The sequence below is a fragment of the Bradyrhizobium sp. CCBAU 45321 genome (assembly GCF_028128975.1).
In the GTDB taxonomy this organism is placed as follows: domain Bacteria; phylum Pseudomonadota; class Alphaproteobacteria; order Rhizobiales; family Xanthobacteraceae; genus Bradyrhizobium; species Bradyrhizobium yuanmingense.
In genome coordinates, this window is sequence record NZ_LFKZ01000015.1 from 117,594 (window position 1) to 140,655 (window position 23,062).

21 protein-coding genes are annotated in these 23,062 nt (G+C 65.3%); 11 read left to right on the forward strand and 10 right to left on the reverse strand.

Going from position 1 to position 23,062, the window contains the following annotated elements; translation table 11 throughout:
• Nucleotides 1-60 precede the first annotated feature (60 nt).
• Nucleotides 61-405, forward strand: coding sequence for a hypothetical protein (locus tag ACM43_RS03355; protein ID WP_271538049.1), 345 nt, complete (start codon nucleotides 61-63; stop codon nucleotides 403-405).
• Between the two features lie 19 nt (nucleotides 406-424).
• Here ACM43_RS03355 and ACM43_RS03360 read toward each other — a convergent pair whose 3' ends face one another.
• Complete coding sequence (locus tag ACM43_RS03360; RefSeq protein ID WP_271538050.1) at nucleotides 425-1,507, reverse strand: COX15/CtaA family protein; 1,083 nt, start codon at nucleotides 1,505-1,507, stop codon at nucleotides 425-427.
• A gap of 110 nt (nucleotides 1,508-1,617) precedes the next feature.
• Between ACM43_RS03360 and ACM43_RS03365 the strand changes: the two genes are divergently transcribed.
• Nucleotides 1,618-1,839, forward strand: a complete 222-nt coding sequence (locus ACM43_RS03365) for a DUF2842 domain-containing protein (RefSeq protein WP_036010340.1) — start codon at nucleotides 1,618-1,620, stop codon at nucleotides 1,837-1,839.
• Here the strand turns inward: ACM43_RS03365 and ACM43_RS03370 are convergent.
• Nucleotides 1,823-2,869 (reverse strand): polysaccharide deacetylase family protein, encoded by a 1,047-nt coding sequence (locus ACM43_RS03370; RefSeq protein WP_271538051.1) that lies wholly within the window; start codon nucleotides 2,867-2,869, stop codon nucleotides 1,823-1,825. The two genes, ACM43_RS03365 and ACM43_RS03370, sit on opposite strands and share 17 nt — an antisense overlap.
• 128 nt (nucleotides 2,870-2,997) lie before the next feature.
• On the opposite strand from ACM43_RS03370, the gene ACM43_RS03375 reads away from it, so the two are divergent.
• Nucleotides 2,998-4,179: a GNAT family N-acetyltransferase gene (locus ACM43_RS03375; protein WP_271538052.1), complete on the forward strand. Its 1,182-nt coding sequence runs from the start codon at nucleotides 2,998-3,000 to the stop codon at nucleotides 4,177-4,179.
• Between the two features lie 249 nt (nucleotides 4,180-4,428).
• Here the strand turns inward: ACM43_RS03375 and ACM43_RS03380 are convergent, their stop codons facing one another.
• Entirely contained in the window at nucleotides 4,429-6,774 is a 2,346-nt protein-coding gene (locus ACM43_RS03380; protein ID WP_271538053.1) for a GumC family protein, read from the reverse strand.
• Between the two features lie 202 nt (nucleotides 6,775-6,976).
• Between ACM43_RS03380 and ACM43_RS03385 the strand changes: the two genes are divergently transcribed.
• The 3 genes from ACM43_RS03385 to ACM43_RS03395 all read left to right on the forward strand — a co-directional run bounded on the left by ACM43_RS03385 (nucleotide 6,977) and on the right by ACM43_RS03395 (nucleotide 11,109).
• Nucleotides 6,977-8,110, forward strand: a complete 1,134-nt coding sequence (locus tag ACM43_RS03385) for a glycosyltransferase family 4 protein (RefSeq protein ID WP_271538054.1) — start codon at nucleotides 6,977-6,979, stop codon at nucleotides 8,108-8,110.
• Nucleotides 8,111-8,224: 114 nt separating this feature from the next.
• Nucleotides 8,225-9,775, forward strand: coding sequence for an undecaprenyl-phosphate glucose phosphotransferase (locus ACM43_RS03390; RefSeq protein ID WP_271538055.1), 1,551 nt, complete (start codon nucleotides 8,225-8,227; stop codon nucleotides 9,773-9,775).
• Between the two features lie 77 nt (nucleotides 9,776-9,852).
• On the forward strand, nucleotides 9,853-11,109 hold the full coding sequence (locus tag ACM43_RS03395; protein ID WP_271538056.1) for an O-antigen ligase family protein: 1,257 nt from the start codon (nucleotides 9,853-9,855) through the stop codon (nucleotides 11,107-11,109).
• On the opposite strand, the gene ACM43_RS03400 is transcribed toward ACM43_RS03395, so the two are convergent.
• The gene (locus tag ACM43_RS03400) at nucleotides 11,078-11,554 is read right to left on the reverse strand and encodes a MarR family winged helix-turn-helix transcriptional regulator (protein WP_271538246.1); all 477 of its coding nucleotides are present in this window, start codon (nucleotides 11,552-11,554) and stop codon (nucleotides 11,078-11,080) included. The genes ACM43_RS03395 and ACM43_RS03400 overlap by 32 nt on opposite strands.
• A 147-nt stretch (nucleotides 11,555-11,701) precedes the next feature.
• Here ACM43_RS03400 and ACM43_RS03405 point away from each other — a divergent pair, with 147 nt between their 5' ends.
• Nucleotides 11,702-12,898, forward strand: a complete 1,197-nt coding sequence (locus tag ACM43_RS03405; protein WP_271538057.1) for an FAD-dependent monooxygenase — start codon at nucleotides 11,702-11,704, stop codon at nucleotides 12,896-12,898.
• Nucleotides 12,899-12,997: 99 nt separating this feature from the next.
• Here the strand turns inward: ACM43_RS03405 and ACM43_RS03410 are convergent, their stop codons facing one another.
• The 3 genes from ACM43_RS03410 to ACM43_RS03420 are packed head-to-tail and all read right to left on the reverse strand — an operon-like array spanning nucleotide 12,998 to nucleotide 15,791.
• A complete protein-coding gene (locus tag ACM43_RS03410; protein WP_271538058.1) occupies nucleotides 12,998-14,176 on the reverse strand; it encodes a saccharopine dehydrogenase family protein in 1,179 nt (392 codons plus the stop codon).
• A 9-nt stretch (nucleotides 14,177-14,185) separates the two neighbouring features.
• Nucleotides 14,186-14,968, reverse strand: coding sequence for a DUF169 domain-containing protein (locus ACM43_RS03415; RefSeq protein WP_271538059.1), 783 nt, complete (start codon nucleotides 14,966-14,968; stop codon nucleotides 14,186-14,188).
• A 55-nt stretch (nucleotides 14,969-15,023) separates the two neighbouring features.
• The gene (locus ACM43_RS03420) at nucleotides 15,024-15,791 is read right to left on the reverse strand and encodes a YdcF family protein (protein WP_036010382.1); all 768 of its coding nucleotides are present in this window, start codon (nucleotides 15,789-15,791) and stop codon (nucleotides 15,024-15,026) included.
• A 168-nt stretch (nucleotides 15,792-15,959) separates the two neighbouring features.
• Here ACM43_RS03420 and ACM43_RS03425 point away from each other — a divergent pair, with 168 nt between their 5' ends.
• From ACM43_RS03425 to ACM43_RS03435, 3 genes are all read left to right on the forward strand, one after another.
• The gene (locus tag ACM43_RS03425) at nucleotides 15,960-16,901 is read left to right on the forward strand and encodes an acetamidase/formamidase family protein (RefSeq protein ID WP_271538060.1); all 942 of its coding nucleotides are present in this window, start codon (nucleotides 15,960-15,962) and stop codon (nucleotides 16,899-16,901) included.
• A gap of 200 nt (nucleotides 16,902-17,101) precedes the next feature.
• Nucleotides 17,102-17,299 (forward strand): hypothetical protein, encoded by a 198-nt coding sequence (locus tag ACM43_RS03430; protein ID WP_024341172.1) that lies wholly within the window; start codon nucleotides 17,102-17,104, stop codon nucleotides 17,297-17,299.
• A 75-nt stretch (nucleotides 17,300-17,374) separates the two neighbouring features.
• Nucleotides 17,375-17,854, forward strand: a complete 480-nt coding sequence (locus tag ACM43_RS03435; RefSeq protein ID WP_271538061.1) for a GcrA family cell cycle regulator — start codon at nucleotides 17,375-17,377, stop codon at nucleotides 17,852-17,854.
• Nucleotides 17,855-18,125: 271 nt separating this feature from the next.
• On the opposite strand, the gene ACM43_RS03440 is transcribed toward ACM43_RS03435, so the two are convergent.
• Nucleotides 18,126-19,613 (reverse strand): porin, encoded by a 1,488-nt coding sequence (locus ACM43_RS03440; RefSeq protein ID WP_271538062.1) that lies wholly within the window; start codon nucleotides 19,611-19,613, stop codon nucleotides 18,126-18,128.
• A gap of 408 nt (nucleotides 19,614-20,021) precedes the next feature.
• On the opposite strand from ACM43_RS03440, the gene ACM43_RS03445 reads away from it, so the two are divergent.
• Entirely contained in the window at nucleotides 20,022-20,528 is a 507-nt protein-coding gene (locus tag ACM43_RS03445; protein WP_271538063.1) for a MarR family winged helix-turn-helix transcriptional regulator, read from the forward strand.
• A gap of 15 nt (nucleotides 20,529-20,543) precedes the next feature.
• On the opposite strand, the gene ACM43_RS03450 is transcribed toward ACM43_RS03445, so the two are convergent.
• Together ACM43_RS03450 and ACM43_RS03455 are read right to left on the reverse strand one after the other, a co-directional pair.
• The gene (locus tag ACM43_RS03450) at nucleotides 20,544-21,656 is read right to left on the reverse strand and encodes an alpha/beta hydrolase family protein (protein WP_271538064.1); all 1,113 of its coding nucleotides are present in this window, start codon (nucleotides 21,654-21,656) and stop codon (nucleotides 20,544-20,546) included.
• 374 nt (nucleotides 21,657-22,030) lie between these two features.
• The gene (locus ACM43_RS03455; protein WP_271538065.1) at nucleotides 22,031-23,002 is read right to left on the reverse strand and encodes an SDR family NAD(P)-dependent oxidoreductase; all 972 of its coding nucleotides are present in this window, start codon (nucleotides 23,000-23,002) and stop codon (nucleotides 22,031-22,033) included.
• Between the last annotated feature and the right edge of the window lie 60 nt (nucleotides 23,003-23,062).

Genomic DNA, 23,062 nt, shown 5'->3' on the forward strand with positions numbered 1-23,062 from the left:
ATTAACCATATCTGCCCCATACGTCGTGCTTGGATCGCCCCTTTTGATTCGGAGCCGACGATGCTGCGCTGGATGGTGCCCGCCCTGGCTGTGATGCTGACGGCCTCGGCGGCCATTGCCGCCGATCTGCCGGCGACGCCGAAGCGGCGCGCGGCCGGGCCGCCGCAGGAACCACCTCAGGTCTATGTCGAAACCGATCCGGATGCGCTGATCTCGCCGGCCTACGGCATCGGCAGCTACATCCGCAACCTGCCGGGCACGCCGCTGCTGCCGGGCTCCCACACCTTGCCCGGCTATTACGGCCGCCCCTGGAGCTACGATTATCAGGGCGCCTATTACGGCGGGAAACAGGTCGATTATTTCTGGCGCCTGCCCTATGCGTGCGGCGTCTACGGCTATTGCTGATCAGCCGGGCTGATGGTGATCAGCCGGGCTGACCCACGGGGACCGCGCGCGGCTGCGCCTGCGCCGACTGCCGTGACGCCAGCCGCTCCACCTGCACCACTGCCAGCGTCAACACCACGATCGCAACCGCCTGATGGGTCAGCGCGAGATCGATCGGCACCTGGTTGAGCAGCGTGAGGATGCCGAGCACCGCCTGCACGCTCACCGCCGCGAACAGCCACAACGCGCCGCTCGCTGCCGCACCTGCACGCGAGCGCACCGCGTCGATCGCATGCAGCAGCGCCAGCACGATCAACACGTAGGCGGTCATGCGATGCTCGAACTGCACCGTCAGCACATTGTCGAACATGTTGCGCCACCACGGCGTCTCGAACCACAACCGTTCCGCCGAGGGGATGAGCGCCCCATCAATCTCAGGCCAGGTGTTGTAGGCCCGCCCGGCCCGCAGGCCCGCGACCAGCGCACCGAAATAGATCTGCACGAAGGTCACCACGAGCAGCACCGCGCTCGTGAACCGTAGCCGCGCGGACGCCGCGATCTGAGGTCGCTGCTCGAGCCGCCGCACCGTCCAGACGATACCGGCGAAGATCAGGAGCGCGAGCGAAAGATGCGTCGCCAGCCGATATTGCGACACCTCGGTGCGTTCCGTCAGGCCCGAAGCCACCATCCACCAGCCGACCGCGCCCTGGAGGCCGCCGAGCGCGAACAGCAGCCACAGCCTGCGCTTCAGCTCAATCGACAATCCGCCGCGCCAGAGGAAGAACAGGAACGGCAGCAGATAGGCGACGCCGATGAAACGGCCGAGCAGCCGGTGGCTCCACTCCCACCAGAAGATCGTCTTGAACTCGGACAGGCTCATGCCTGAATTGAGCTCGCGATATTGCGGGATCTTCTTGTAGGCCTCGAACGCCTCGGCCCATGCCGCTTCCGACAGCGGCGGAACACTGCCCGTGACCGGTTTCCATTCGACGATCGACAGGCCCGATTCCGTCAGCCGTGTCGCGCCGCCGACCAGCACCATCAACGCGATCAGCGCGGCCACACAGATAAGCCACCAGCGCACGGCGCGATGCGGCTCGGATGGGGCGGAATTCGTCGTCATTTCAAGGACAAAACCAAGCCCGTGGCGAAGAGACTTGAACCGGATTGCGTGCCCCTTATAGTCCCCCGCTCCCGCAGCGCAAGTAACGCGAAAGCCTTAAAGTTCCCGCCATGACGATCCGCACCCGCAAGTTCCTCGGCGCCATCCTGCTGCTGGTGCTGGCCACCGTTTGGGCCCTGCTCGGCATGGCGGCGGCGCAGATGCCGTGGATCGCCGAATCCGGCTGGCGGCAGGCGATCTACTACGTCGTGGTCGGCATGGGCTGGGTGCTGCCGGCGATGCCGATCGTGAGCTGGATGCAGCGGCCCGATCGCCTCAGGTCTGGCTCGTAGCGCTCCCGGTCGGCCGCACCGGCGCAAAGGCGGCGCCCGACACCAGCACGCGCAGCATCCGCAGCGAGCGCACGCGCCCGTCCCAGGAGATCCGCGGCAGCGCGCGCAAGTTCGTGCGTCCCTCCGCCTCCACGATGCCCGGGATCGTCGAGGCCGCGCTGGCGAAGCCCGCCTGCTCTGCCATCACGACGTGGCTGCGCCGGAACGAAGCGCGGTCGCCGAACGGATAGGCGAAATGCCTGATCTCGCGCTGGAAGGCCGATTCCGCCACGGCCTTGCCCATCGTCATCTCGCGCAGTGCGGCCGCGTCCTTCATGTTGGCCAGCATCGGATAGTTCACCGTTGCGCTGCCGATCGTCACGAGCGGATCGCCGGCGAGCCTGGCGAGGTCCTCCCAATCCATCGACGCCTCGCGCGAGAGCGCAGCGAGGTCGATCCGATAGCGCGTACAGAGATCGGCGATCGCTGCCGACACATCCGCCGGCGGCAGCGAGCGCAGCCAGCTCTCCAGATGCGAGAACAGCGCCTGCTTTCCGGCCTTGTCGGCCACCGTGAAGCGCTGCTCCTTCTCGCCCATCATCAGGTCGATGCGGCTCTCGCGCGCAATCACCTGCTCCAGCCCGAGCCACCAGGCCTCGCCGACCCCGTCGGGAAAAGCGGTCGGCACATAGATCGTGAATGGCACGGCGTGACGCGCCAGCACCGGATAGGCGAAGCTGATGAGATCCTTGCCGGCGCCATCGAAGGTCAGCGCCACGAAGCGCCGCTTCTCCGGCAGCGTCACCGCACGCCGGCAGACCTCGTCCATGCCGAGGAAATCGTAGTTCCACCGCTTCAGCGCGCGGATGGCGCGGTCGAGGAATTGTGCCGTGATCTCGTGCTCGCGCAGCGGCTGAAATCCGCGCCGCCGCGGCCGCACGTAGCGGAAGCGCAGGATGGCGCCGGCACCGCGACTACGCAGCGCGGCCTGGCCGGTGAACCAGGCCAGCTCGAGGCGCAGCCGTTCCAGCCATCTGTCGTCGGAAGCCAAAATCCCACCCTTCGCGCGCGCCGGCGGTCAGTTCCCTCGCCCAAGTCATTACCCTTTGTTGACCTTTGTTTGCAAAGGTCGGCCACGGGCCGAAGTACGTATTTTCGATTTCTCGACAGGTTTCGCGAATGACCATGGCTGCGGCGATGCAAAGCCGGACGGCAGAAGCGCCAGCGCGGTCGAGAGCGAGCCGTATCGCACAGGTCGACATCGTCACCGATCTCGCTGAGGCCGAGGCGGTCTGGCGCGGCTTCGAGGCCAGTGGCCATCTTTTCACGCCCTACCAGCGCTTCGATCTGCTCGATCCGTGGCAGCGGCTGGTCGGCGCCCGTGAAGGTGCCCGGCCGTTCATCGTGATCGCCCGCGACGCCGATCGCCGCCCGCTCCTGCTGCTGCCGCTCTCGCTGCGGCAGGGCCACGGCGTGCGCACCGCCGGCTTCATGGGCGGCAAGCACACCACCTTCAACATGGGCCTTTGGAACGCCGAGTTCGCAGCCGAGGCCGCCAGCGCCGATCTCGATGCACTGCTTGCGCCGCTCGGCGAGCACGCCGACGTGCTCGCACTGACACAGCAGCCCGAGCGCTGGCACGACCAGCAAAACCCGTTTGCAGCCCTGCCGCGGCAGCGCCCGATCAACGGCTGTCCGCGACTGGTGATGGAGCCGGACGGCCCGCCGGCATCGCGGATCAGCAATTCCCTCCGCCGCCGCCTCAAGAGCAAGGAGAAGAAGCTTCAGTCCCTCGCCGGCTACCGCTATCACCTGGCGACGTCGGACGCAGACGTCATTCGCCTGCTGGATTGGTTCTTCCGTGTCAAGCCGGCGCGGATGGCGGAGCAGAAGCTGCCGAACGTCTTCTCCGAACCCGGCGTCGAGCAATTCGTCCGCAGCGCCTGCCTCGCGCCGCGCGGCGAAGGTCACGTGATCGACATCCATGCGCTCGAATGCGACGAGGAGGTGATCGCGATCTTCGCCGGCGTCGCCGACGGCGAGCGCTTCTCGATGATGTTCAACACCTACACGATGTCCGAGCACGCCCGCTACAGCCCCGGCCTGATCCTGATGCGCTACATCATCGACCGCTACGGCGAGCGCGGCTACCGCTCGCTCGACCTCGGCATCGGCTCGGACGATTACAAGCGGATGTTCTGCAAGGACGACGAGGAGATCTTCGACAGCTTCGTGCCCCTGACCTCGCGCGGCAGGCTCGCGGCGATGGCGATGTCCTCGCTCAGCCACGGCAAGCGGCTGGTGAAGCAGAACCAGATGCTGTTCGACATGGCCCGCCGGCTGCGGCAGGCGTTCGGGTAAGACCTCTCCACCAGCGAGCCTTGCACCCTCCCCTGGAGGGCCCTGGAGGGGGAGGGTCGTTACGCATGCAGCGAAGCGAAATGCGTAACGGGGTGGGGTGACGGTCCCTCCACATCCAACAGTGCCCGAGTGGAGAGATCACCCCACCCCGCTCGCGCTGCGCGCGATCGACCCTCCCCCTCCAGGGGAGGGTAAGAGCAGCACCAATTTCACTCAGTCTCTCGAACGCCCGGCAGCGGCGTCCCTCACCTACGCCGCGACCACGCGCGGCGTCTCGGCGGCATCGGACGGCTGCACCGGCTTGCTCAGCATCGCCACCGCGCTGAAGCCGACGGCTCTCAGCTGCTCGCACATCTGCGCGCGCGCATCCGGTGCCATCGCGGCGTCGGGCACCACGACGGCGCGGGCATGCGCCGTCAACAGCTCGGCCGGAAGGTCGGAGGCGCTGCCGGCATCGATCAGCACGTGGTCGTAAGCCCGCAGCAGCGCGTCGATCGCGAGTGCGACGCGCGGCGATTGCAGCAGGCTGCGGTCGAAGCCGGGACGGCCGGCCATCACCAGATGCAGCCGCGACAGCTTGTCCCGGGTGATGACTTGCGCGAACGAGGCCTCGCCCTGCATCAGCTCGGCAAGGCCGGGAGCCTGCGCATCGGCGGAGACTGCGGCAATGGTCGGCGAGGAGGCGGCGAGATCGACCACGACGACGCGGGCATCGCGCGCCAGGTTCCGCGCCAGCGTCAGCGTCGACAGCGTGATGGCCTCGCCGGGCGCCGTGCCGAGCACCGTGACCTTCTTGGCCGCAGTGCCTGCGGCACGCAGTTCGTCGGCCAGACGTTCGATCTCGGCGAATTCGCTCGTATCCAAATCGGCCGTTATCTCCGGCTGCAGCGGCGCGGGCTCCGCCAACATCGGATCCAACATTGGTTCGCCGCCCCTGTCGACCACGGGCTCGATGGCCCGCTGAACGACCAGCGGCTCCTCGCGCACCGGCGCCGGCGCAGAGCTCATCGCCGCGCCCGGCGCGGTCTGTCGCAGCAGCTCGCCGGTGACGACGACGCCGGACGAGAGCAGCAGCGTTGCGATCGTCGCGATCAGCACGATCGGCAGCTTCTTCGGATAGGCCGGCGTGTTCGAGACGATGGCGCGCGAGATGATGCGGCCGTCGGTCGGCGCGGTGTCGATGGTCTCGCGGGTGTTGGCCTCGCGGTACTTGGCGAGATAGGTCTCGAGCAGATCGCGCTGCGCCTTGGCTTCCCGCTCCAGCGCGCGGAGCTGGACGTCCTGGCCGTTGGTGGAGGCCGCCTGCTTCTTGAGCTGCTCGAGACTCACGGTGAGGCCATCGACCCGGCCGCTGGCGATGCGGGCGTCGTTCTCGAGCGAGCGCGAGATCTTGGCGGCTTCATCGCGGATCTGATTGTCGAGGTCGCCGAGCTGCGCCTTCAGCTCCTTGATCCGGGGATGATTGCCGAGCAGCGTCGACGATTGCTCGGCGAGCTGGGCGCGCAGCGTGACCCTCTGCTCCGACAGCCGGCGCATCAATTCGGAGTTTACGACCTCGGATGCCTCGATCGGCTTGCCGCTCTGGAGCATCTCCTTGATCAGCCGTGCCTTGGATTCCGCATCCGCCTTCATCGAGCGCGCATTGTTGAGCTGGGTGTTGACCTCGCCCATCTGCTGGTTCGACAGCGTGGTGTTGTTGGTACCGATGAACAGGCTGGACTTTGAACGGAAGTCCTCGACCTTGGCTTCGGCGTCCGAGACCTTCTTGCGCAAACTCTCGATCTCGCCGGCCAGCCATTGACTGGCGTTCTTCGCCTGCTCCTGGCGCGCCCCCTGCTGCAGCACGAGATAGCCGTCTGCGATCGAGTTGGCGACGCGCGCGGCAAGCTCGGGATCGGCGGACTGGAATTCGACCACGATCACGCGCGACTTGTCGACGGCGTAGGCCTGAAGGCGTTCGTAATAGGAATCGAGCACGCGCTCTTCCGGCGTCATCGCGAACGGATCGCGGACGATGCCGACGAGCGCGGCAAGCGACTTGAGCGGCGAGATGCCCTGCAGGACGGGGTCGAATTCGGGGCGCTCGGCGAGCTTGTTCTTCTTGATGATCTCGCGCGCCAGATCGCGCGACAGCACCAGCTGCACCTGGCTGGTGACGGCCTCGGCATCGAGCGCCTGCCGCTCCTCGGTGCGGTCGCTGTTCGGACGCAGGAACACGTTCTCGCGGCCGTCGATCAGAATCCGGGTTTCAGATTTGTAGCGCGGCGTGACGAGATTGACGATGGCGAGCGAGGCAACGAGCGCCAGCACCGTCGGCACGATGACCCAGCCGCGCTTGCGCGCCAGGGCCGCACCGAGCGCGTGCAGGTCGATGTCGCCGGATTCGACCTGCCCAGGCTTGGCGATGACGGGAGCGGACTTCGCTGCGGGCTTCGCTTCGATCTTGGCCTCAACCTTGGCTTCGATCTTCTCGGCCTTCGCTTCGCGCTTTTCAGCCTTCGTTTCGCTCTTGGGCGCAGCTTCGCCTTTGGACTTCGCGACGGCCCGCGCGATCACAGCCTTGTCCTTGCCGGCACGCCAGAACGCTAAACGCATCGAACACTCCCGCAGGGCAACGCTGCGACTCTACCTCAACCGGGGCGATTACACTCCATTAAGGTTGCCGCTGGGTTAATCGCCACGACACGCGCCTTGCGCGCGCCGAGCCGTCACCGTTTGTTAACCACGAGGCCCCTTAATCCATCTCGATTATTTCGTGAGAATTGTTCGGCAAGTCGCCGTCGAGCTGGTTTTGATCATGCCCCCCTCTCCCGACCGGCCGCTTCGCATCCTTCACGCCGTGCGCGCTCCGGTCGGCGGGATCTTCCGCCACATCCTCGACGTCGCCAACGGCCAGGTCGACCGCGGCCATCATGTCGGCATCCTCGCCGACAGCCTCACCGGCGGCGAGCGCGCCGACAAGGCGCTGACCGAGCTTGCGCCGCGCCTGAAGCTCGGCGTCCACCGCATGGCGATCCGCCGCGAGCCGTCGCCCGACGACGTCCTGGTATGGCTCCGCATGCGGCGGCTCATCGCCACGCTCAAGCCCGACGTGCTGCACGGCCACGGCGCCAAGGCCGGTGCCTTCATCCGCATGCGGCGCCGCTCGGACGACACGATCCGGATCTACACCCCGCATGGCGGCTCGCTGCATTATCCGCTCAACACCTTCAAAGGCGAATTCTACGCGCGGCTCGAACGCGCGCTGATGGACTCGACGGACCTGTTCCTGTTCGAGAGCGCCTTTGCCCGCGACACCTATCAACGCATCGTCGGCACGCCGAAGGGCGTGGTGCACTGCGTTTTCAATGGCGTGACGCCGGAGGAATTCGAGCCGGTCATCACCGCCGAGGATGCGACCGACCTCTGCTATGTCGGCGAGTTCAGGCACATCAAGGGCGCCGACCTGCTGGTCGATGCCGTGGCGCGCCTGCACGAGGGCGGCAAGAAGGTCACGCTCACGCTCGGCGGCGACGGCGAGGAGACGGCCGCGCTGAAGGCGCAGGTCGAGCAGCTCGGCCTGGCGAACGCGATCCGCTTCATCGGTCACGTCAAGGCGCGCTACGGCTTCTCCAAGGGGCGGCTGCTCGTCGTCCCCTCGCGCGGCGATTCCATGCCTTACGTCGTGATCGAGGCCGGCGCCGCGGGCATTCCGATGATCGCATCCAAGATCGGCGGCATTCCCGAGATCCTGGGCGTCGACAGCCCCGCGCTGTTCGCGCCCAGCGATCCCGAGGCCATGGCGGAGGCGATCGCCGCAGCGCTGGACGATCCGCAAACGACCGAGCAACGCGCACTCTCCTTGCGCGAGCGTATCTCGGCGCACTTCTCGCAAGCCGCGATGGTCGAGGGCGTGCTCGCCGGCTATCGCGACGCATTTGCCAATCATTAACCATCCTTAAGCCAGCTTTAGAAAATCTTCCGATTTGTTCGATAATCGAAGCGCCAGGGGATGCTTGCCCGGGCGCAAGGCTGTGCCGCGGGTCTGGAATGGACGTGAACGCCCGTGGAACCGCTCAACGCACGCTCGATGCTCGATGCCGCGGCCAACGCTGCGGCAAAGCCTGCTGACCAGCCCTTCGTGGAGCGCCGTCGCCGGCTCTCGCCTGCCGCGCTCGAAGTCGTCAACCAGAAGGTCGCCCGCGCCTATTCGCCGATCGTGATCGCCGGCTTCGTGCGCCTTGCCGATTTCGCGCTGCTGAGCCTCGTCGGCATCGCAATCTATCTCGGCTACGTCATGCCGCTCGCGGGGGCGTTCAGCTGGATCTATCCGTCCGAGGTCATCGCCGTCGCCATCGCCGCCGTGGTCTGCTTCCAGGCCGCCGACATCTACCAGGTGCAGCTGTTCCGTGGTCAGCTCCGGCAGATGACGCGGATGATCTCGTCCTGGTCGTTCGTCTTCCTGCTCTTCATCGGCATCTCCTTCTTCGCCAAGTTCGGCAGCGAAATCTCGCGGCTGTGGCTCGCCGCCTTCTACTTCCTCGGACTCGCCGCGTTGATTGCCGAGCGCCTGGTGCTGCGCGCGCTGGTCCGCGCCTGGGCGCGCCAGGGCCGGCTCGACCGCCGCACCATCATCGTCGGATCCGACAGCAACGGCGAGGAACTGGTCGAGGCGCTGAAGGCGCAGGAGGATTCCGACATCCACGTGCTCGGCGTGTTCGACGACCGCAACGACAGCCGCGCGCTCGACACCTGCGCCGGCGCGCGCAAGCTCGGCAAGGTCGACGACATCGTCGAGTTCGCCCGCCGCACCCGCGTCGACCTCGTGCTGTTCGCGCTGCCGATCTCGGCGGAGACGCGCATCCTGGAGATGCTGAAGAAGCTCTGGGTGCTGCCGGTCGATATCCGCCTCTCCGCGCACACCAACAAGCTGCGCTTCCGGCCCCGCTCCTATTCCTATCTCGGCGAGGTGCCGACGCTCGACGTGTTCGAGGCGCCGATCACCGATTGGGACCTGGTGATGAAATGGCTGTTCGACCGTATTGTCGGCAGCCTTGCGCTGCTCGCAGCCCTGCCGGTGATGGCGTTGGTTGCGCTCGCCGTGAAGCTCGAGAGCCCCGGCCCGGTGCTGTTCCGACAGAAGCGGTTCGGCTTCAACAACGAGCGCATCGACGTCTACAAGTTCCGCTCGATGTACCACCATCAGGCCGACCCGACCGCCTCGAAGGTGGTGACCAAGAACGATCCGCGCGTCACCCGCGTCGGCCGCTTCATCCGCAAGACCAGCCTGGATGAGCTGCCGCAGCTCTTCAACGTGGTGTTTTCAGGCAATCTGTCGCTGGTCGGCCCGCGCCCGCATGCGGTGCAGGGCAAGCTGCAGAGCCGGCTGTTCGACGAAGCCGTGGACGGCTATTTCGCCCGCCACCGCGTCAAGCCGGGCATCACCGGTTGGGCCCAGATCAACGGCTGGCGCGGCGAGATCGACAACGAAGAGAAGATCCAGAAGCGCGTCGAGTTCGACCTCTATTACATCGAGAACTGGTCGGTGCTGTTCGACCTCGTCATTCTCCTGAAGACGCCGATCTCGCTGCTGACCAAGAACGAGAACGCGTATTGAGTTGAGTTTTTCTGTCATGGCCCGCGAAGGCTGGGCGATGACGGCGTTGTGCGGCGTGCGAGTAGCGTGAGCGTGTGATGGCGTATGCGGCGACAGCCGGTGGAGTGAACGCAGCCGCAACGGCCGCGCCCGGCGTGCTGGCGTTGCAGCGCGCGCTGGTGTGGCTGGTCGGCGCCTCTGGCGCCATCGTCTTCATCGAGCCGAGCCCTTACGAGATCGCGACGCTGCTCGCGACCGTCACCTTTTTCGCCACCGGCCTGCGCCTGCGTCTCGTGCTGATGCCGCTGCTGTTGATGCTGATCCTGCTCAATGTCGGCTACACCATCAGCGCGATTCCGCTGTACGAGCGGACGGAGGTGGTGAGCTGGATCGCGACCTCCTGGTACATGGCGGTGACCGTGGTGTTCTTCGCCATGGTCATCTCCGAGGACACCGAGGCCCGGCTCGACATGCTGCGCCGCGGCCTCGTGGTCGGCGCGATGATTGCCGCGCTGCTGGCGATCGCCGGCTACTTCCACCTGGTTCCCGGCGGCAACGACCTCTTGACGCTCTACGGCCGCGCGCGCGGCACCTTCAAGGACCCGAACGTGCTCGGCGCCTACCTGATTTTGCCGGCGCTGTTCGCGCTTCAGAGCGTGGTCTCCGATAAATTGGCCAAGGCATTCCGCAACGTCATCGCCTTCGGCATCATGTCGCTGGCGATCCTGCTCGCCTTCTCGCGTGCGGCCTGGGGCGGCCTGGTGCTGACCTCCGCCTTCATGCTGGCGCTGATGGTGCTGACCAGCCGCACCAATGCGCAACGTTCGCGCATCGTCATCATGGCGATCGTCGCCGCGGTGCTCGGCCTCGCGCTGATCGCCGTGCTGCTGTCGCTCGACTCCACGGCGGAGATGTTCAAGCAGCGCGCGAGCTTCGGCCAGAGCTATGACGAAGGCCGCTTCGGCCGGTTCGGCCGGCACATCCTGGGTGCGGAGATGGCGCTCGATCTGCCGTTCGGCATCGGTCCACTGCAATTCAACCGCTACTTCCCCGAAGACACCCACAACTCCTACCTCAACGCCTTCATGTCGGGCGGCTGGCTCTCCGGCGTGTGCTATCCCGCGCTGGTCTTCACCACCGTCATCATGGGTTTCCGCCACGTCTTCATCCGTGTGCCGTGGCAGCGCGCCTACCTCGCGGTCTTTTCCGCCTTCCTCGGCACCGTCGGCGAAAGCTTCGTGATCGACACCGACCACTGGCGGCACTTCTGGATGATGCTGGGTGCTGTGTGGGGCATGATCGCGGCCGCGCAGGTCTACAAGGCTAGGATTGGTGAGGACGCTTCTTCAGCTTGAGCTCGGGCCGCTTCTCCGGAGGCGTATCGAGCAACCCCTTCAGCGCCTCGGTTGCTGCCAGCACACCCTTGTAAGCCTCATTGGCAAAGCGCAGCAGCAAGCGCAGTTCCTCGTCGGAATAGACACCGAAGACCTTCTCCATCGCCTGCTGCATCGGCACGTAGAATTGGCCGAGCATTGCGATCGCCTCGGGCACGACCGCGATGAACACCTTGCGACGGTCCTTCTCGTCGCGCTCGCGGCGCACGAGGCCAGCCTTCTCGAGCCGGTCGACGACGCCGGTGATCGCACCGGTCGTCAGGCCCGTAACCTCGGCGAGCCTCCCTGCGGTGACGCGCCCCTCGAGATACAGGATGTCCATGCATTCGAGGTCGGAATTGGCAATTCCGGCAACGTTGGCAACGGTCTGTCCGTAGAGCACGCCCTGCGCGGAGGACCTGCGCATGGCATCCTCGAGCTCCTGCAGCAGCGCAGCCCGCGCCTTCGTCCTTGACAAGGCCCACCTCATCTCTTAGGCAATATATATCTTAGTTACTAAGATAATTAGTGACCGTAATTTCTCCTAGCACCACGGAAACGTCGGGAGCAAGCCATGGCCCACCGTCCCCGCAAGGCGCTGATCATCGGCGCCGGCATCGCCGGCCCCGTCGCCGCGATCCTGCTGCGCCGCGCCGGCATCGAATCCGCGATCTACGAGGCCTGGCCCTATTCGAAGGGCATCGGCGGCGGCCTGCAGATCGCACCGAACGGCATGCATGTCCTGGACGAGATCGGGCTGGCGAAGCAGCTGATCGACCGCGGCTCGGTCGCGGAAGCCTTCGACTTCTATTCGCAGGGCGGCGAGAAGCTCGGCTCGATCAACCGCGACCTGGCGCGGCGCTTCGGCCAGCCGGCCGTCAACATCGCGCGCGCCACGCTGAACGAGATCCTGATCGACAAGGCATGGTGCGCCTCTGTCTCGCTCTATTTCGAGAAGCGCCTGATCAAGATCGAGGATCGCGGCGACCAGCCGATCATCGCCTACTTCGCCGACGGCACCACCGCCGAAGGCGACTTCCTGATCGGCGCCGACGGCGTGCACTCGGTCGTGCGCCGCCAGGTCGTGCCTGACGGCCCGCAGCCGTTCGACACCGGCCTGATCGGCTTCGGCGGCTTCGTGCCGCATGCCGTGCTCGACGGCAGATCCATCGGCCAGCACGTCGAAACGACCTTCGGCCAGAGCGGCTTCTTCGGCTATGGCTATTGCAGCTCCGATCCGAAAGACGGCGTGATGTGGTGGAGCACGCAGCCGGCGCACGGCATGGACGCGGCGACGTTCCGCGCGCTCGACCATGCGACGCTGAAGCAGCATCTGCGCGGCGTCCATCGCGGCTGGCATGATCCGATCCCCGCCATCATCGAAGCGGCCGAGAACATCGTGGTCACCGACACGCTCGACGTCGCGACCCTGCCGGCCTGGTCGCGCAAGCGTTCGCTCTTGATCGGCGATGCCGCGCACGCGACCAGCCCCCATGCCGGCCAGGGCGCCTCCCTGGCGCTGGAGGACGCGATGCGATTTGCTCGGCTGATGCAGGAGGGCCAGGAGCTCGGCGCCACCTTCCAGGCCTTCGAGGCCGAGCGCCGCCCGCGCACCGAGAAGATCGTCGCGATCGCCCGCCGCAACGGCAACAGCAAGCGCGAGTTCAGCGCCACCGGCGCCTGGATGCGCAATCAGATGCTGAAATGGCTGCTGCCGCTGGGCGCCAAGGGCATGGACTTCATGTACGCGTATGATGCCAGGGCGGCGTGACAGAGACGGTGCCGTAGGGTGGGCAAAGCGCAGCGTGCCCACCACTGAGAGATGGTGGGCACGGAGCGTTGCGCCTTTGCCCATCCTACGAGAGCCGACCTAGCTCTCCACCCCAAACGTCAGCCCGGCATTGTCCTGCAGCCGTTTGATCAGCTTGTGCTGCATCGCCGCGCCTGGCGTCCAGAAGCCGGCGGGAACGTCGCTCGCATCGCGCAGCAGGCAGATCGCGCATTCGGAGATCATCTTCGAGGTCGAGCCGTAGCCGGGATCGCGGTCGCCGGTGACGCCGGCGCGGACCATGCGGCCGTCGGGGGCGATCGCGACATAGAGCAGGTTGAACAGGCCGTTCTCCCGCTCCTCTTTCGACGGGCCCTCGCCCGGCTTCGGCGCGTTCGGCCCGGTCTTCTCGGCATTGGCTGCCATCACGCGCTTGGCGTTGGCCTCGCCCTTCTCGCCGGGACCGGTCAGCACCATCTCGTCGTAGACGAAGTCCTTCCCGTAGGGAAAGCCCATCAGCATGTTGGAGCGGTGGACGTTGCGGGTGTTGATCAGAGCCATCATGAACGGCGCGGCCCAGGATTGCAGGTCCTCTTCGAAGACCGCCCTGTTGCCCTTGGGCTGTTTCGGACCGGTGAAATCAGGTGTCAGCGCGAAGTGGTCGTTGAGGATGGCGACGAGGCTGAGGTCCTTGGCGACGGCATCGAAGGTCGCCTTCGCGCTCGCCGCGGTGCCGCCTGACAACGTGCCGCGCATGTCGCGCACGCGGCCCTTCACACGTGGTGCCGGCGCGCCGAACACGCGCTTTGCCTCCTCCTGCACGAAGAAGGTGCCGAGCTCGAACGGCACGGAATCATAGCCGCAGGAGAACACGATGCGCGCGCCGCTCGCCTTGGCCGCCGCCTCGTACTTGTCGATCATCTGCCGCATCCACACCGGCTCGCCGCAAAGATCGAAATAATCGACGCCCGCAGCGACGCAGGCAGCGAGCAGATCCTCGCCGTAGAACTGGTAGGGACCGACGGTCGTGATCACCGATTTGGTCTGCGCCACCATCGCCTTCAGCGACGCCGCATCCGACGCATCCGCCACGATCAGCCGCGTGTCGGCCGGCGCGCCGATGGCGTCACGCACCGATGTCAGCTTGTCGAGGCTGCGGCCCGCCATCGCCCATTTGAGCGCCTTGTCGTCCTTGTAATGCGCCGCCAGATATTCGGCGACGAGCTGGCCGGTGAAGCCGGTCGCGCCGTAGACGACGATGTCGAATTTCGCAGAGCTCATGATCGGCCTTTACTTCTTCGCGTAGCTCACGCCCATGCCGGCACGGACGTCGCTTTGAATGCCATAGGGCGGGATCGGATAGCGCAGGCCGTTCTTGGCCAGCGCCTTCATGCCCTCGATCGCCCTGGCGAGATGCGAGGGCTTCAAGGCCATCAGCATCTCCTCGTCCGGCACGCCGCCATAGCGCCGTTCGGCATAGCATGGCAAGGACAGGCTGGGCTCCCCGGTCTTGAGCGCCCGCCCCCAGGAATCCGCGCAGGCGGTCTCGCCGACCACGCCCCATTCGAACTTCTTGTAGCCGGTATATTGCAGCCCGTTGATCAGGATGATCATCTGCCCCGGCGTCGCATAGACGAGGCAGATGTCGGGCGGATCGAGCCGGCCGCTGGCGAGCGGGCTGACGGCGAGCGCCTGATAGTGTCCGAACGGAACCACGTCCAGCGCCTCCTGGCGCTTGCGCGCGTCGTCCGCCGTGCCATGCCACACCCCTACATAGTTCTCGCCGGCGAGCCATTTCTCGTCCTGCGGCGCAAGACCGATCACCGCGCGGCATTGGCTACCCACGAGATCGTCGGCGGTGATGCCGACGGTCCAGCCCAGGCGCGCGGCCATGCTGACGATCTGGTCGGTGGTGTGAATTGCGTTCGGGCGGCGGATCTTCGGGATCGCCTCCATCGCTGCGATGCTCGCGAACAGCTTCATGCCGATCACATTCGTCTTCAGCCGCAGCAGGCTGTTGAGATCGGCGACGAGGCCGGCAAGGTCGATCCTGTCCGTACTCTGCTGTTGCATGGCTTCCTCCGCGCCGGCGATGGTGCGCCGCGTATTCTTGTTTTGCGGCTTTGTTCTAGTCCCTGCCCGGTCCCGGAAGCAACTCGGAGATCCTGCCCATCAGACGGTAAGCGGTAAGACCGATCCACTCGCGCACCGCAACTTCGGTTCGTCTCAAGCCGTCCGCGCCCATATTGGTGAAGGAGAATAGATCCTCACGTCCCCCCATCCGCCAGTCCACCGGATAGGCCTCGACGTCAAATCCGGCCTTGCGGAAGATTCCCATCGAGCGCGGCATATGGAACGCCGACGTCACCAGGAGCCAGCGCTCGCCGGGCTTTGGTGATACCAATTGCTTGGTGAAGATCGCATTCTCCCAGGTGTTGCGGGAGTTACGCTCGAGGATCAGGCGGTCCTTCGCGATGCCGAGATTCTCCAGGATCGGCGCGGAATAGTCGGCCTCCCTGGCCTCGCTCGACACCAGGTTCGCGGAGCCTCCGGTGAAGACGATGCGCGCATTGGGGTAGCGGCGCGCAAGCTCGGCCGGCGCAAACAGACGATCGGCCGCGTGCGCGACGACCGGCGTGCGATGCGCCGCCGACAGATCGGTGTCGACCGAGCCGCCGAGCACGATGATGCCGTCGGGCGCGCCGCGCGAGGCGTCCCACGCCGGGAAGCGCGACTCCAGCGGGTAGATCAGGAGATTGCCGAGCGGCGAGAACGCCGCGAGCGCCAGCAGCACCAGCGTGGTCACGGCAAGCCGGCGGCCAAACGCGGCAAAGCGCGTCGCCATCAGCACGACAGACACAATTCCGAGCTCGACCAGAAGATTGATCGGCAGCAGCGCGACGCCGATGGTCTTTGAGAGAGCGAAAAACAGAGGAGCCTCGCTGGAATGATCGTGCCTGCCATGCGCGGGCTTGGCCGGCCCGGCCTTGTTCGGAAATCCTTCTTGAAAGAGGATCGATCGCCGGGTCAAGCCCGGACCGATCAAACCAACCGGACGCGGCAAATGACCCATCATCACCTGCATTCCAGCCCTGAAACCTGCCATTGGGGCTTCTTCGAAGCCGCACTCAAGCCCGTCCTCACCGTGGCCAGCGGCGACGAGGTCACGGTCGACACCATCAGCGGCGGTCCCGACATGCTGCCTGATCGCGACAGGTTTCACATTCCGCCCGAGATGCACCAGGTTCATGCCAGAAACGAGCGCATGCTGCCGGGCCACATCCTCACCGGTCCGATCGCGGTCGAAGGGGCCGAGCCCGGCGACGTGCTCGCGGTCGAGATCCTCGACGTGCAGCTCCGGCAGGATTGGGGCTGGAACATGATCAAGCCGCTGTCCGGCACCCTGCCCGACGATTTCCACGAGACGCGGATCCTGAACATTCCGCTCGACCGTACCAGGATGGTCGGCCGCATGCCGTGGGGCCTCGACCTGCCGCTGAAGCCGTTCTTCGGCGTGATGGGCGTATCGCCGCCGCCAGCCTGGGGCCGCATCTCCTCGCTGATTCCGCGCGCGATGGGCGGCAATCTCGACAACAAGGAGCTCGGCGCAGGTGCGACGCTATATCTGCCGGTATTCGTGCGAGGGGCAATGTTCTCCTGCGGCGACGGCCATGGCGTGCAGGGCGACGGCGAGGTCTGCGTCACCGCAATCGAGACCGCGCTGCAGGGCCGCTTCCGCCTGACGCTGCGCAAGGACCTGAAGCTCGACTACCCCCGCGCCGAGACGCCGACGCATTACATGACCATGGCGATGGACCCCGATCTCGACCAGTGCGTGGTGCGCGCGCTGCGCGACATGATCGCGCTGCTCGGCGAGACGCGAAATCTGTCGCGCGAGGACGCCTACACGCTGTGCAGCCTCGCCGCCGATCTCCGGGTGACCCAGACCGTCAACGGCGCCAAAGGCATCCATTGCATGATCGAAAAGGCGATCGTGCACGGCTGAGCCGGGCCGCCCCTTCCCGACCGATTGACGACCCCCGCCGCCCGGTCTACCGCGCGGCGCGCTGAGTCGTGGGTAATTTCCCGTGCGATTCCAACATGCTGAGCGTCACGCACAGCCTGCATTTGACTTCCGCCCCCGAACCTAAATAGAGTCTTAATCGTTACTTTTATGTATCCGAGTAAGAGGCTAGCGTTCGGGCCATGGCCACCGAAAAAGCCGAGACTGACCGCATTCCCGTAACCTTGGCGCTCTCGACCATCGCGTATCTGGAGAAGCTGGTGAGACAGGGCACCCACGGCACCAGCGTTCCCGGCGTCGCACGGACATTGATCGAGGAAGGCATCCGTCTCGCCATCAAGGACGGTCTTCTGTCGATCCGCGACAATGGCAGGACGTGAGCGCGCTCGGTACGTGAGGCGGACGGATCTCGAGACCGCGGATGGCCGACATCTGCAACCTGGGATCGCCGACAAATGCCTGTTCTCTCACCGACCTGGACCGACGAACGAATCGAACTCCTGAAGCAGCACTTCGAGGCCGGCCTCTCCTGTCGCGAGATCGCCGCCGACATCGGCGTCAGCCGCAACGCGGTGATCGGCAAATTGTCGCGGCTCAATCTGACGCGCGGCCGGACGGTCGACGACCGCAAGGTCCAGGACAGAGGCCTGGCGCCGGCGCGGATGCGCAAGGCCGTGCCGCGGCTGCAATACGAGATGCTCGCCACGCTCTATGGCGAGACCGATGCGCCGGTGGTTGCCGGCCCGATCGACGAGGCCAACCGCTGCTCGCTGCTGGAGCTGTCGGAGAATCGTTGCCGCTGGCCGATCTCGACGCCGGGCGCAGACGATTTCTGCTTCTGCGGCAACACGGCGCCGGACGGCCAGCCCTATTGCGCCGGCCACAGCCGCCTCGCCTACCGGCCGCCGGCGCGCACCCGCGTGATACGCGGCTGACGTTGCGCGCAGCTGGACAACAAAAAACCTCCGGCGGGGCATCGCCGGAGGTTTCTGGAGGCTTAGCATGAAGCTAAGAGCCGCAACTTTCGTATTTGGCTGAGAGCTATATAGCTTAGTAACTCAGGTAAGTAAATAAGTTTGATGCATTCGAATCGCATGGCTCGCCTTCGTGTTCCGCATCAGCAATTTGATTTTCCGAAACGATGCCCATGAAAAAACCCCGGCGGTTTACCGCCGGGGTTCTCCGATCGATTTGCGCGATCGATGATCAGAAGTTGCGCTGAGCGCGCAGCAGCATGCTCACCGAATCCTGGTCCTTCAGCTCGTACACGGCCGCCGGCTTCGCAGCCGAGGGAATGCCCGGGCTGTTGATGGCGCCAGAGTACTTCTGGTCCAGACGCGACCAGCTGAGGTCGGCCGTGAACGCCAGGCCCTTGACCGGGGTCCACACGGTGTTCACACCGACCACCGCGAAGTTGAAGTCCGGATTACAGGTCGAACCGGCCACGGCGATCGCGGCGAAGTTGGTGCAGATCAGGCCTTTGCCCGTCGTGCCGTACCTCAGCTGAGCATAGCCACCGTAGATGGCGCTGGCCCAGTTCGGGCTCCAGTTGTGGGTATAGCCACCACGAAAGCCCCAGGTCTTGACGGTGTCGATACCGGTACCGGTTCCGAACACGCCGTCGGCGACACCGGCGAACCCGGTGCTCTGATAGGCGCCGTTGCCGCTGCCGCTGAACATGAAGAAGCTCTGCGGGAACAGGCTCTGGAAGTTGTAGCGGGTCGCACCGTCCGTGTAGACGGCCTGCAGGTTGATGACGTCACCCGCGCCGGTCGGGATGTTCTTGATCGACAAGGCGCCCTGCACGGCCCAGCCCCACTTGTCGGAGGGATGACCGGAGACTTCAGTCGCGCCGTAATAGGCTGAATGCAGCTCATGGGCCGCGACCGAGATCTGCGCCAGACCCCAGGCCTGGTCGACACGAACCTGACCGATCACCTCGGGCATGCGCGTGCCGCCCCAAGCGCTGGCGCCATAGACGCCGGTCACGAACTGCGCCGCCGTACCCGACGACACGTTCCAGAGGTTCGACTGACCATTGTTCGCCGACGTCTCGTCCTGCAGCGCGAACGAAGCAGTGATGCCCTGGCCGAAGTCGGCCGTGTAGGCAACCTGGTTCACGCCGTTGACGTGGTTGGAGCCGCCCGGAATGGTATCGGGGCCGCCCGCCGGATAGCTCTGCCAAGGAGCGTCGAAGATCGAGACCGTGCGGCCGAAGGTGAAGCCGGCGAACTGGATGAACGCATGGTAGAGACCGAGCGAAGCCGAACTGGTCGAGAACGCCGAGGGATTGCTGCCAGTGACGTTCGTGGAGTCATAGCTGACGACGAGGTCGGCGTAGGTACGAACGACGCCGTATTCGGTCGCCGTGCGGGTATCGATGTTGAAGTCCAGACGAGCGCGGGTGTAATAGTAGTTGGTCAGACGGTTGTTGGACCCGCCGTTCACACTGCTCGAGCTGTTCCTGAAGCCATAGTCGCCGCCGCCGCCGAGAAGCATGTCGGCGCGGACGTAACCACCGAGCTTGATGCAGGTATCGGTGCCCGGCATGTAGTAGAAACCTGCGCCGTAGAGCGAGCAGATCTTCACGTACTCGACCGCCTTGGCCTTGACCGGAAGATCAGCTGCCTGAGCTCCACCAACGGCGATCAATCCCGCCGCAGTGCCGAGCAAAAGGCTCTTCACCACTTTCATTTAAAACCTCCAAGTTGCTCATTTAACGGAGACCGGACCATGAGGCCCCCCAGATCCCCGTCTCTTCATCAAATCCGCTCGGCCGCTTCGCGTTTTCGGACGTACCCGCATTCGCGAGGGACGTGAGCGAACCACCTGCAACGGGACGATCGAGAACCCCCCACCGTCACGGATCAATATGCCCGCGCAGCTCCGTTAATCAAAATAGTTTATTAGATCAGCTTTGTAGTTTCACTAACCGTGTGTCCGCGGCGCAACACCGGGGGTGGGCCGAGAAGGTTGATCGGGTCATATTTGTAGTTTTCGTGACACAATTAGCCTGCTCTGCACTTGCGTCAGAGCAGAGTTGCGTGGACTATGCCCACAAACGAACGATCGAAAAGAGAATCAGCTTGCGGGAGTGACGCTGTGTCCGCGACGAGGAAAGAAGGGGCGCGCCTGCGCACCATCGGCAACCTGGATATCATCAGGCGATTCACCTGGGAGATATCGTCGATCAACATGTATCTCGAGGAGCTGCGTCAGTTCTGGGCGAGGACGCTCGGCATCAGCGGGCCGCAATGGCTGATCCTGATGGCGATCTCCGACCTCGACAAGGACGACGGCATTCCGGTCAACGTCGTGTCCAAGCTCCTCCACGTCGATCCGTCCTTCGTCACCACCCAGTCCAAGCTGCTGGAAAAGAAGGGTCTGTTGCGCCGCCGCCCCTCGCCGACAGACGCGCGCGTAGTCCGGCTGTCCCTGACCGAGAAGACGCAGAAGCACCTGGCGAGCCTCAACGAGCAGTACAAGACCATCAAGGAATTCGTCTTCCGGGAGTTCGACGAGGCCGAGCTCGCCGAATTCACCACCAAGCTCGCGACGCTGAAGACCCGGCTGGAAAAGGCCTGCGTCCGCCTGAGTCTCGACTTCTGAGGCGGAAGCCGGCGGCTAGACCCGCCTGGGCGCGCGAAGGCGCGATTCGAGCCAGTCGAAGATGTACTCGTTGGCAAGGCTCGGATTGTCGGCATGGGCCTGTGCCGCGCCGGTCTCCGCCGCAGTGAACACTTTGAGCATGACGTCCGAGCTGCCGAGCCGGGAGTTCTGGACCAACTGACGCGCCCGGTCGGCCTTGAGCCAGCCGTCCTCGCCGAGGGTGATCAGCACCGGGCAGTCGGCGCTGGAGGCCATCAGCGGCGCATGCGGCACCGGCACGATGCTGACGTCGCTCATCGCGAATCGGCTGGCGAAGAAGGCTCGCTCGTGCAGGTCCCACAGGCCGCCGTCGCAGACGGCGGCGGCAAGCCGCGGCTCCTGCAATACCGCGCGCGCCACGAAGGACGAGCCCCAGCCATCGGCGACGATTGCGACGCGCGCGAAATCGACGTCCTGCCGCGTCTCCAGATAGTCCATGACGCCGGGGATCGCGCTCTCGAGATCCCTGCGCCGCAAGAGCGTATCGAGAAAATCGTCGCGCTGGTCGCCGAACAGGTCGAGCGCCAGCATCGAGAAGCCGCGCTCGCGCGCGTGCGGCTCGAGCTTGAACACAAATTCTTCCTTGCGGTGGCCGGGCTCGCCGATGCAGATCACAGTCGGCGCCGGCTCCGTCCCCGACGACGCAGGAAGGAAATAGCCCTGCAGCGAATGCCCGTCGAGCCAGGGTATCGTCACCACCTCGCCGGCCGGCCTGCGCGCGGTGAGGTAGCTGCGCGCGCATTCCTGCGTGGCCAGCACCGCCACCCAGCGGCGCTCGTCGGCGGCGTCGAGCGGCATCGCTGCGGCCCCATAATAGTTCATGGCGCGCAGCCAATTGCGCTGCGCACTGGCGCGGTGGCCCTCCGCGAACGCGGCCTCCGCGCGCTGCCGATTGGTCTGCGCCAGCTTCTTCCACTCGCGGTGCCAAGAGCGGTCGTCGTCTGGCTTCAGCTGCCGCGCGATCATCAGGCATTCCGCGATCGTGGCGCCGCCCTCCTGGGCCGCCGTGAGCAGCCGCGTGAACTCAGCTGAAATGTCCTCTCGCTCCGGGCAAAAGGTCCAGTCGTCGGAGAGGCATGCGGGCATCATCGAAAGCTACGCTCTAAAAGCTACGCTCTAATCGTCGCGTTACGCGATTGACTAAACCATTTCAGATCGCCGACCAAGCCGCCTCGCGCGGCATTACAGGCATTTGAGATCAACATCGCTTGAACATCGTCATGACGGATGGATGACATTCCAACAGCTCATGGTGCGCGACGAACATTGGCAGCAGCTGACACATAGAATTGTCCGAGCGTCTCTTGCCATGACGACCATCATAGCCATATTAGCGCGCCTCGTTGGCGCGCTAACGAATATGACCCCTAGCGGCGGCGTGCGCGCACGCCTCTCCTTCGAGACGGCGCTGACGCGCCTCCTCGGGCTTTCGGGTGCGATGGGTGGGCGCCCCGCCGGCGGCCTCAACCAAGCCGCCAGCCGACCTCCTGCGTAAAACTTTCGTAGAAGGCACGGTCGTAAGCCTGCTCCGGCGTGGCGCGCACACGCTCGTCGAGGCGCTCGGCATCCTCGCCGACGAGGATGCGCCACCGCTCCGCCTTGACGCCGTCCAGAATGATCTTCGCCGCCTGGGCGGCCGTGGTCGGCGCGTCCTCCAGGAAGCTGCGGGCGCGCTCGGCGAACGCGGCCTGGATGTCCTCGTCCGACATCTTGTCTGCATCCGGCACGCCGGCGGCGGCCATGCGCTTGCGGGTCAGTGCCACCTCGTCGGCGTTGAGCCGCTCCGAGCCGTCGCCGCTCTGCACCTTGCGCGAATTGGAGACGATCGACGTGCCGATATGGCCGGGCATCACCACCGAGCATTTGACGTGTGGGGCGTGCAGGCGAAGATCGTTGATCAGCGCTTCGGTAAATCCCTTCACCGCGAACTTCGCGGAGCTATAGGCGGTGTGCGCCTGCCCCATGCCGATCGAAGCCCAGAAGCCGTTGACGCTCGCGGTGTTGACGATGTGGGCCTCGTCCGCCGCGACCAGCATCGGCAGGAAGGTGCGCACGCCGAGATAGACCCCGCCCCAACAGATGTTGAAGGTGCGCTCCCATTGCTCGCGGGTGTTGGTGAACAGGCTGCCGCCGCCGCCGATGCCGGCATTGTTGAACAAGAGATGAACCTTTTCGGTCTTCTGCTGCTCGGCGACCTCATCGTGAAACCGCTTCAGATGATCCTCGATCGCCACGTCGGCGACGTGCGTCGTGACGCGCAGGCCCTGCGGCAGCTTCTCGACTTCGCAGAGCCGTTTGGTCTCGGCCATCGCCGCTTCCGAGACGTCGCACATCGCGACGTTGCAGCCTTCGGCGACGAGCTGCCGCGCGAGCTCACGCCCCATTCCCGTGCCGCCGCCGGTGATGACCGCGATCTTTCCAGCAAAATCCTTCATGGGACTTCGGTCCCTCCCCTTGTCGGTGTGTTTCTTGGTCACGGCGCCGCTGACCGCGGC